At 70.6% G+C, this 9,564-nt stretch carries 10 protein-coding genes; all 10 read left to right on the top strand.

Annotated elements, in window-relative coordinates; translation table 11 throughout:
• The first annotated feature begins 44 nt into the window (after positions 1-44).
• The 10 genes from ACLVWQ_RS14900 (at position 45) to ACLVWQ_RS14945 (ending at position 9,456) form a co-directional block, all read left to right on the top strand.
• Positions 45-503 (top strand): hypothetical protein, encoded by a 459-nt coding sequence (locus ACLVWQ_RS14900; protein WP_414109101.1) that lies wholly within the window; start codon positions 45-47, stop codon positions 501-503.
• Between the two features lie 27 nt (positions 504-530).
• The gene (locus ACLVWQ_RS14905) at positions 531-956 is read left to right on the top strand and encodes an NUDIX domain-containing protein (protein WP_414109103.1); all 426 of its coding nucleotides are present in this window, start codon (positions 531-533) and stop codon (positions 954-956) included.
• An 85-nt stretch (positions 957-1,041) separates the two neighbouring features.
• Entirely contained in the window at positions 1,042-1,893 is an 852-nt protein-coding gene (locus ACLVWQ_RS14910) for a DNA primase (protein WP_414109104.1), read from the top strand.
• Positions 1,894-1,895: 2 nt separating this feature from the next.
• On the top strand, positions 1,896-3,368 hold the full coding sequence (locus ACLVWQ_RS14915; RefSeq protein WP_414109105.1) for an ATP-binding protein: 1,473 nt from the start codon (positions 1,896-1,898) through the stop codon (positions 3,366-3,368).
• Between the two features lie 450 nt (positions 3,369-3,818).
• Positions 3,819-4,061 (top strand): helix-turn-helix domain-containing protein, encoded by a 243-nt coding sequence (locus tag ACLVWQ_RS14920; RefSeq protein ID WP_414109106.1) that lies wholly within the window; start codon positions 3,819-3,821, stop codon positions 4,059-4,061.
• A 79-nt stretch (positions 4,062-4,140) separates the two neighbouring features.
• Positions 4,141-5,403, top strand: a complete 1,263-nt coding sequence (locus ACLVWQ_RS14925) for a tyrosine-type recombinase/integrase (RefSeq protein ID WP_414109107.1) — start codon at positions 4,141-4,143, stop codon at positions 5,401-5,403.
• 250 nt (positions 5,404-5,653) lie between these two features.
• Positions 5,654-5,923: a hypothetical protein gene (locus ACLVWQ_RS14930; protein ID WP_414109108.1), complete on the top strand. Its 270-nt coding sequence runs from the start codon at positions 5,654-5,656 to the stop codon at positions 5,921-5,923.
• A gap of 350 nt (positions 5,924-6,273) precedes the next feature.
• Complete coding sequence (locus ACLVWQ_RS14935) at positions 6,274-6,792, top strand: DUF2617 family protein (protein WP_414109109.1); 519 nt, start codon at positions 6,274-6,276, stop codon at positions 6,790-6,792.
• Between the two features lie 156 nt (positions 6,793-6,948).
• The gene (locus ACLVWQ_RS14940; RefSeq protein WP_414109110.1) at positions 6,949-8,583 is read left to right on the top strand and encodes a polyamine aminopropyltransferase; all 1,635 of its coding nucleotides are present in this window, start codon (positions 6,949-6,951) and stop codon (positions 8,581-8,583) included.
• Between the two features lie 99 nt (positions 8,584-8,682).
• A complete protein-coding gene (locus ACLVWQ_RS14945) occupies positions 8,683-9,456 on the top strand; it encodes an SRPBCC domain-containing protein (protein ID WP_414109111.1) in 774 nt (257 codons plus the stop codon).
• Positions 9,457-9,564: the final 108 nt, after the last annotated feature.

Genomic DNA, 9,564 nt, shown 5'->3' on the forward strand with positions numbered 1-9,564 from the left:
GGGGTGTCTGTGCCTCCCTGGCCTGACCGGAGAAGGGATTCCGGATGTACCCCGAACACCTTGGCCGCCTGCCCGCTGAGCGGGCCGTGACCGTCCACCAGCCCACCCCCCTCACCCACCTACAGACCGCCCCGCCCGTGCCCATACAGCCGGGCACCGTCCCGACCGTGGCGAGCATCGTCCTGCCCGACGGGCGAGTCGTCACCGGCTACGCGATCAGCCCCGCGCAGCCCGAACCCCTCACCGCCAAACCGCCCGTCTCCCGGGCCGCGGTGAACGTCGCGCTTGGAGGGGTCGGGTTCCTCGCCGTCTGCGGCGGCCTGCTGCTCCTCACGTCGTTCATCGCCGCACTGACCGCGTTCATCACCCAACTGATCACCTTCGCCGCCGTGATCTTCGGCGGCTGGATCGCCGTCCAGGTCCTCGGTGCGAGCGGCCACGGCGGCGGCAACACCTTCCACATCCGCAAGGCCGTGATCAAGCGCAACCACTTCCACGGCTGAACCGACCAAGAATCGAGAGCCCAAGAGATGACCGAGATCTTCGAGACCATCCGCTACACCGCCGACGTGGTCTGCATCCGCGACGGCGCCGTCCTGCTGATCGAGCGCGGATGGCCCCCGCACAAGGGACAGTTCGCGCTGCCCGGCGGGCACGTCGACCCCGGCGAGACCTCCCGGGCCGCCGCCGCGCGGGAGCTGTTGGAAGAGACCGGCGTGCACGTCGACCCGTGGGACCTGACCCTGATCGGCATCTACGACGCCCCCGAGCGCGACCCGCGCGGCCGGTACGTCACCGCCGCCTACCTCGTCACCGTCCCCGCCGACACCATCGCGCAGGCCGGAGACGACGCCGCCGCCGTGCGCTGGACCCCGCTCGACAACGCCCGGGACCTCGCGTTCGACCACACCGACATCGTCACCACCGCCCGCTACCGGCAGCACGCCCCCTTCTAGCTACCCCAAGGGCGGCCCCCCTCTCGCCAAAGAAACGGGGCCGCCCTTGTCTCCAGTCCTCAACAGACCTGTGGAGGTCTCCAGCATGACCCAACCCACCGACATCCCGCGAGTGCACACCGCGCTGCAACTCGCGTCCCACGGCGTGCCCGCGCTGCCACTGCGCAGGGGCAAGGTGCCCTTCGGGAACTGCCCCACGTGCGCACAGAACGCGTGCGGCGGCCGTCCGAACATGCGGACCCCCGGCCCCTGCACCTGCCCGCACCCTTGCCACGCATGGGCCGCCGCCACCACCGACGCCGACGTCATCACCTCGGGGCCGTGGGCGCGGGCATGGCAGGATGCGGCGGCAGTCGCCTACCACCCCGGCGGCGCCGGACTCACCGTTGTCGACCTCGACAACCCCGCCGCCATCGCGTGGGCCCGTGCGAACCTGCCCACCACACGGACCGTGGCCACCACCCGCGGGGAACACTGGATCTACCAGGGCGCCATGCAGTCCGCCAACGCCGTACGCCCCGGCGTCGACATCAAGTCGACCATGGCCTACGCCCGTTGGCTCGGTTCCGGCACCGGCACCGTCACGGCCCTGCCGGACTCCGTGCGCGCACTGGCCGTGAAGGAGCGCCCGGCCCGGCCGGTACCGCAGGCTGTCGCCATGCCCGCACGGGGCGGGGGCGGAGAGTGCCGGCACCGCACACCGACCTACCTCGATCGTGGCATTGCCATGGCGGAGCAGCGCATCACCGACGCGTCCAGCGCGGTGCACGCCACGGTCTACCGGACGTTCCTCGCGGTGCTGTCCACGCACGGCCGGTGCGGCTGCCTCACCGACGCCCACGTCGCCCGGCTGTTCACCGCCGCGCAGACCCGGGGCGAAACGGTCCGGCACTGCACCGACGCGTGGACCAACGCCCACACCGCATTGGGGCTGTGACCATGAGCGAGGACGAGAAGAATCCGGCCCGCGAGGTCATCACGGGTTACGCGCAGGCGCACTTCCGGTACTTCCGCACCGCCGACGGAACCGTCTACGCGCAGAAGAACGCCCACCCTGTCGCCCGTCCGATCCGCTCGCAGGGCACCACGGGAAGTCACCGGCAGGAACTCATGGTCGGCCTGTTCCGCGACGGCGTCGGCGTCTTCAACGGAACCGCCCTCAAGGAGGCATTGGACTTGATCGAAGCACTTGCCCTGTCCGAGGACGTCCAGCCGGTCCACATCCGCGTGGCCCCCGGATTCGATGGGGCGACGTGGCTGGACCTGGGCCGGGACGACGGACAGTCCGTCCGCATCCACCCCACCGGATGGGACATCCTCACCCCCGACCCACGGGAAGTCTGCTGGCGCCGCACCCAGCTCACCGGGGAACTGCCCCTGCCCGTCAAGGACACCGACGGCAAGGGCATTGACCTCCTGATGAGGCTCTGCAACTTCGCCACCGCCGAAACCGAATGCCTCGCCATCGCGTGGCTCATCGGCTGCCTCGGACCGTCCGTGCCCGTCCCCGCCCCCTTCCTCACCGGCCCCCAGGGTGCGGGCAAGTCCACCGGCGGACGGATGCTCGTACGGATCATTGAGGGCATGACCGGCGATCTGCGCCGCGCACCCAAGGATGAGGAGAACCTGATCGCGGCCGTGGCCGCGGGATGGGTCACCGCGCTGGACAACCTGTCCCACATGACGCCGGACCTGTCGGACGCGATGTGCTGCATCGTCACCGGCGCCGAAAGCGTCAAGCGGGCCCTGTTCACCGACGGAGACGTCTTCCGGGTCGGCTACCGCCGCCCTCTCCTGCTGACCGGCATCGACGTCGGCGTCATCCGCCCCGACCTAGCCGAACGGCTGCTTCCCCTGCGGCTGGAGCGGCCCCGGGTGCGGCGCACCGAGGATGAGCTGTGGACGGAGTACGCGCAGGTACTGCCCGTCGTCCTCGGCTCGCTCCTCGACCTCACGGTCAAGGTCCGGGCCGTGGACGCGGAGACGCCCACGGATCTGCGGATGGCGGACTTCGCGCACCTGTGCGCGCAGCTCGACGCGGCAACCGGTCTGGGAGCTCTCGTCGCCTACCGGGCGAGTCTCGATGACCTGAATGACGACGTGATCGAGGGCGACCTGTTGGCGCAGACCGTCATCGAGCACGCTGCGGGCATGGCGGCGGGGGCGGAGGAGCGGATGACGTCCACGCAGTGGCTGCACTGCCTCAGCCGCCTCTACGCGGGCGAGGACCTGCGCGTGCTGCCCAAGGGGTGGCCAACCACCGGCAAGGTCCTGTCCGACCGTCTCAAGCGTCTTCAGCCCACCCTCGCCGCCCGGGGCGTGATCATCGACTCCGGCCGCACCAAAGAGGGCCGCTACATCGAAATGGTCCGGCTCGCCCCGCCCTCGCACGAGCAGGAAGCGGCGTTCTGACGGGCACCCCCTACCGCTTACAAGCAAGAGGAGCACGCCCCGCCCGGGGGTGCTCCTCTTGTTGTTCGCCGCCCGCGCGGCGCTCGAAGGACGTGCCGCGAAGCGGCCCCTTCTTCACGCTCTGAGCGGCACCGCACCACCACAAACAGCCCCTCCTTTTTTCCTAAGTAGGGAGGCCTGCGTCACCTGCGTCACCCGACCCCCGAAAACAGCGGGTGACCTGCGCAGACACGGGTGACGCAGACGGCATATCTCTGCGTCATCGTGCGTCATCTGCGTCACCGATGACGGAAGCCTGCGTCACCGATGACGCACGCCCAATCCTCTGCGTCACCCCAAACCCGCAGGTCAGAAGCGCGCATGACGCAGATGACGCGGGTGACGCAGAAATCCCCACCTCGGACACACACGCCCCCTCGGCACGCCCGGCCCGCGCACGGAGGACACGCCATGAGCACCGCACGTGAACAGCCGGATCCCCGCGCAACGCTCCGCAGCGGGTTGCCAGATCGCTACCTCACCCCCGACGACATCGCCGAAATCTTCGAAGTGCCCAAAGAGACCGTCTACCAGTGGCGCCGGAAAGACATCGGCCCGCCGGGCTTCCGCATCGGCAAGCACCTCCGTTATGACCCCGCCGACGTCCGTGCCTACGTCACCCAGCTCAAGAGCGCAGACCGAAACGCCGCCTGACCCAACACCCACCGCAGACAGCAGGGAGAGCCGCTAACCGGCGGCTCTCCCTGCTGCGTGTTGAAGGGACTCCCGCCGCATGGCAGGCCACATCCAAGACCGCTGGTTCAAGACCGAGACGAACGCCAACGGCAAGACCACCCGCGTCAAGAGCGACCGACATGGCACCGGCCTGCGCTACCGGGCCCGGTACATCGGCCCCGACGGCACCGAGAAGTCCAAGAGCTTCCCCGACGGACAGAAGCGCCGCGCCGAGAAGTGGCTCAGCGCCATCGAGACGGACATGACGCGCGGGCAGTACACCGACCCCAAGTCGGTGCGGGTCACGTTCCGGCAGTACGCAGAGAAGTGGTTGGACAGCAAGACGTCCAGCCCGATGACCCGGAAGGAACTCGGCCGGCGGTTGCGGCTGCACGTCTTTCCGGTGCTCGGGTCCCGACCCGTTGGAACCTTCCGGCCCGAGCACATCCGGGAGCTGCTGGCCGCCCTAGAAGCCAAGAAGGGGGTGAGCCCCGCCTACGCGCGGAACATCTTCGCCGACGTTCAGTCGGTCTTGTCCGCCGCCGTGGATGACTCGCTGCTCTCCCGAAATCCGTGCGGTGCCAGAACGGTGCGCCGCCCCCGGCCGGACGCGCACCGAGTGGTCCCATGGGAGCCCGCGCAGATGTTCGCCGTTCGAACGGCGCTCTTGGAGCGGTACCGGGCCATGGTCGACATCGGCGCCGGGTGCGGTCTGCGGCAGGGCGAGGTGTTCGGGTTGGCGGAGGACGCGATCGACCCCGACGGGCGCACGCTTCACGTCGTGCGGCAGATCAAGCACGTAGAGGGGCACCCGGTATTCGACCTGCCCAAGGGCGGCAAGAAGCGGGACGTGCCGTTGCCCGGCTCCGTGGCGGACGCCCTCCGGGCGCACATGGACGCCTGGAAGCCGGTGGAGATCACGCTGCCGTGGGGAGTGCCGGAAGGGCCGAAGGTGTCCGCGCGGGTGCTCTTCACGGCGGAGCAGGGCGGCATCGTGTGGCGGAGCAACTTCAACAGCAAGGAGTGGAAGCCTGCCCTGGCCGCTGCGGGGCTCATTGGGGGTGCGAGGGCGGACGGCCGGTACGAATCGGCGCGCGAGCATGGAATGCACGCTCTACGGCACTTCTACGCTTCCGCGTTGCTGGACGCGGGGGAGAACATCAAGGCCGTGAGCGAGTACATGGGACACGCTGATCCGGGGCTGACCCTGCGGGTGTACGCCCATCTGATGCCGGACAGCCGCGACCGGGCTCGCGGTGCCATCGACTCCGTGTTTCAGCACCTCTCAGGGGAAGATCACGGCCCACAGACGGCCCAGTGAGGCACCAACGGCCCCTGACCTGCCCTTCTGTGCAGGTCAGGGGCCGTTGGCCCATGAGAAGGCTCTGAAGTTGCTCAACTCGGCTTTGGCCCGTGAGGGGGGAGGGCATCCCCATTTCACGCAAGGAGCGCAGCGAGAAACAGCAGTAGGAAACAACGGCAGGAAACAGCAAGAAGAGGCAGCAGCAGGAAACGATGAGAAGCAGTGCCCACGGGGGGCCGCTTCGGGGGAACGGAAGGAGGGTGACGCCATGGTCGGCATCATCCTGGCGGTGTTCGCTGTACTGGTCGTCGTGGCCCTGATAGCCAAGGCCGCGCGTCCGAGTCCGCGCTCGCGTCGCAGCAAGGCCAGCTGGTGGGCCGGAGGCTCGGGCGGTGCCGGTGGCGTCGGGGGCGGCGGTGGCTGTTCGTCCGGGAGTTCCTCGTGCGGCGGTGGCTCGTCCTGCAGCGGTGGTTCGTCCTGCGGTGGCGGCTCGTCCTGCGGCGGAGGTGGCGGCGGCGGATGTGGCGGAGGCAGCTGACACGGGGCAGCTGAGCTTCGGATCGTCCGGGCCGTCCGGCGATACGAGCGCCCGTCGGGGTCATCTCCCGGCGGGCGTTCCGCTGTTGGTGACGGGGGCGCGGAGGCGTACGTGTGAGCTAAGGGCGCGTCTTCTGGTTGAACAGTTGAGCTGTGGAGCCCTCGGGGGGATGGAAACCCTACGAAGTTGGGTAAAAACGCTGTGGCGGACGCGCCGTTCATGATTCCCTCGTATCGCCGACGCAGACCCCGGAACATCCTTCTGACCTGGCCGACCGGGCCCGATAACCGCCCGGCGCCGACCGGGGTGCGACGGACCGATCCCACCCTTGCGTGCAGCGGAGCCGACCCATGCTCACGACCCTCAACACCGCCTACACCGACACGCGCGCAGCCGACCTCGCCTGGGCCCTCGGACGCGAACCGCTGCCCGCGCTCGCCACACTCGACCTGGAACTGTCCGACGCGAAACTGCAGTTGAGACTGCTGGGCGCGTCCCATCAAGTGCTTCTGGAGGAAGAAGGGGGCAGTTGTTCGGAGACTGTCGCCTGCATCGCCGGCAGCAGCACGCCACTGCCGCTCGGTGTGTCCAAGCGGCTGGGCGACTGGGAGTACGAGTTCGCCGCGCGCGTGGAGACGCTGTCGCGCGGCTCCTTCGCGGGCCGCGCCCAGGAGTTGCTCGCTCTTGTCGCCGACCATCCGAACGGACTTGCGGGGGTCTTCCCCGGCAGTCCCCACGCCTTCACCGCGATGCTCGCGCAGCGGCACGAGGGTCAAGTGCAGTGGCGTACCTGGCACGCCTATCCCCAGGACGGCCAACTGGTCGCCACCCGCACGAAGGTCGGGGTGCGCGTGCCTGCGACTCTCTAGCCCGCGTCCCTCCAGCTTCCGGTCTCTCCGGTCTTTCCGGTCTCTCCAGTGCCGCTCACCGTGCCCGTCCGGCCCGGCCAAAGTATGCGCAGGGGGCCGGACTTCCACACGTGTGGGTGACAGGGTGCAGCGAAGTGGTGACGTACCGTTCCCTGAGTGATCGAGCCGCACGCTCCCGCCCCGCCCGGTACGGCCTCGCCGCCCCGCAGCGGTGCGGGCCAGGCGCGGCTGCCGGTCAGACCTGCCACCGGGCGGTTTCTCGTCCTCACCGGTGTGTTCGTCTGTGCGGCCTGCGGGCTCGTGTACGAACTCGAACTGGTCGCCCTCGCCTCCTACTTGATGGGCGACTCCGTCACCCAGGCCTCCGTCGTCCTGTCCGTGATGGTCTTCGCGATGGGCATCGGCTCGCTCCTCGCCAAACGGCTGCGCTGTCGCGCCGCGGCCGGCTTCGGCGCCGTCGAGGCCCTGCTCGCGTTGGTCGGCGGCTGCAGCGCGATGGCCCTGTACGCCGTCTTCGCCTGGACCGGTGACTGGGGCGGCGCCTGGGCCGACGGCTCCAGTTACCTCCTCGTCGCCTTCTCCCTCGCCATCGGCCTGCTCATCGGCGCCGAGGTCCCGCTGCTGATGGAGCTGATCCAGCGCGTCCGCCGGCAGGACGCGGGCGGAGCGGTCGCGGACCTGTTCGCCGCGGACTACGTGGGCGCGCTGGCCGGCGGGCTCGCGTTCCCCTTCCTTCTGCTGCCGCTGCTCGGCCAGTTGACGGCCACGCTGATCACCGGGACGGTCAACGCGATCGCGGGCGGCGCGCTCGTCCTGGGCCTGTTCCGGCAGGACCTGACCCGGCGCGGGCGCTGGCTGCTGGTCGTCGCCAACCTCCTCGTCCTCGCGCTGCTCGCCTCGGCCGCCGTCCTCGTCGACGACTTCGAGCGGGCCGCGCGGCACGCGATGTACGGCAAGGACGTACGGGTGGCGATGCACACCGACGTCCAGGACGTCGTCCTCACCGGCGGCACGGACGGCCGGCGTCTCGACCTCTACCTCGACGGCCGGCTGCGGGTCAGCGGCAGCGACGAACGCCGCTACCACGACGCCCTCGTCCACCCCGCGATGAACGGCCCGCACGCGCGCGTGCTCGTCCTCGGCGGCGGCGACGGGCTCGCCGTGCGCGAGGTGCTGCGACACCCGGGCGTACACCACGTCGACGTGATCGAACTCGACACGCAGTTCGTGGAGCTGGCGCGCACCGACCCGGCGCTGTCCGTGCTGAACGGCCACGCGTTCCGGGATCCGCGGGTGCGGGTGGTCGCCGCGGACGCGTTCGGATGGCTGCGGGGCGGGACACGGGGTGGGGCGCGGGGCGCGTACGACGTGGTGGTCTCCGACCTGCCGGACCCCGAGAACACGTCCAGTACGAAGCTGTACTCGCAGGAGTTCTACGGGCTCGCCCGCGGGGTCCTCGCCGACGGCGGACGGCTCGTCGTGCACGCGGGGCCGGTCGCGGCGCGGCCGCGGGCGTTCTGGACCGTCGACGCGACGGTACGGGCGGCGGGGCTGCGGACCGTGCCGTACGCGGTGGGCGGCCGGGGCGTGGGGAGCGACGCGGCGGGGGGAGGGGCGCGGGTTCCGCACGACTGGGGGTACGTGCTCGCCTCGCGTACGCGGCCGCGCCTGGGGACGGCGGCGGGGGCGCCGGGCGTGCCGTCGCTCCGGGCGGGTGTCCGGGCCGCCGAGCGCACCCGGCTGCGGGGCCTGCCGCCCTCGACGCTGGTCCATCCGAGGTACCCCGGCTGACACCGACTGCCATCGGCCGGCCGTCTGCGTGCGTGGATCCTGGGGGAATCCCGGTATGTGCGGGTGCGGTACGGGTGGCGCTGGGTAGGCTCGGCCGACATGGAGCATGAGGTGTTCGTTCCGGTTCCCGTCGAGCGTCTGCGCGAGGCTCTCGCCGATCCCGCGCGGGTGGCCCGAGCGCTGCCCGGTCTCCAGCAGGACGCGGGGACGGCGCCCGTCTCCGGCCGCCTGAAGGTACGGATCGGGGGGCACTCCATCACGTACCGCGGCACGCTCGGGGTCTCGCCGCAGGACGACGGTTCGTACGCGGTGGAGGCCGACGCGACGGAGGCCCGTGGCACCGGGTCGGTGAAGCTCGCGCTCGCGCTGGCGCTTCGGCCGGCGGAGGGGGGCTCGACGGTGGCCTTCACGGGTACGGCCTCCGCGGACGGCCGTATCGCGGATCTGCCGGCGGAGGAGGTGACGGCGGTGGCGACGCGGTTGTTGAACCGGTTCGCGGAACACCTGGGGGCGGAGCCGGAACCGGAATCGGCACCGGAGCCACGGTCTCAGGCGCCGCTGCCTCCGGCGGTGGAGGAGGAGCCGCACTCCACGCACGTGCCGTTCGCCGAGGGTGACTTCGTGGGTGGCTTCGAGGACGACGACGCGATCGTGCCGCCCGGGGCACCGGCCGAGGCGGCGCACGCGCGGCGCACGATGATCGGCCGCAGTGCGGAGGAGGTCGACCATGCGCCGCCGCGGGGGCGGTACGCGCCGGTGCCGGCGCCTGTGTCCGGGGGGACCGGGGCGGCCCTTCGCTGGGCCGCGCCGGCGGCGGCGTTCGCGTTGGCTTCGGCGATCGTGGTGGGCAGAGCACTCCGAAAGCGCCGCTGACCGCTGCGCGGGGCTGAGCGGTATGTGGCTGCGGGTTGGTGGGGGCTGGTCGCGCAGTTCCCCGCGCCCCTGGGTTGGTGGGGCGTGGGGTTGTGTTGTTTCTGCGGG

The organism is Streptomyces sp. CWNU-52B (genome assembly GCF_047444975.1).
GTDB lineage: Bacteria > Actinomycetota > Actinomycetes > Streptomycetales > Streptomycetaceae > Streptomyces.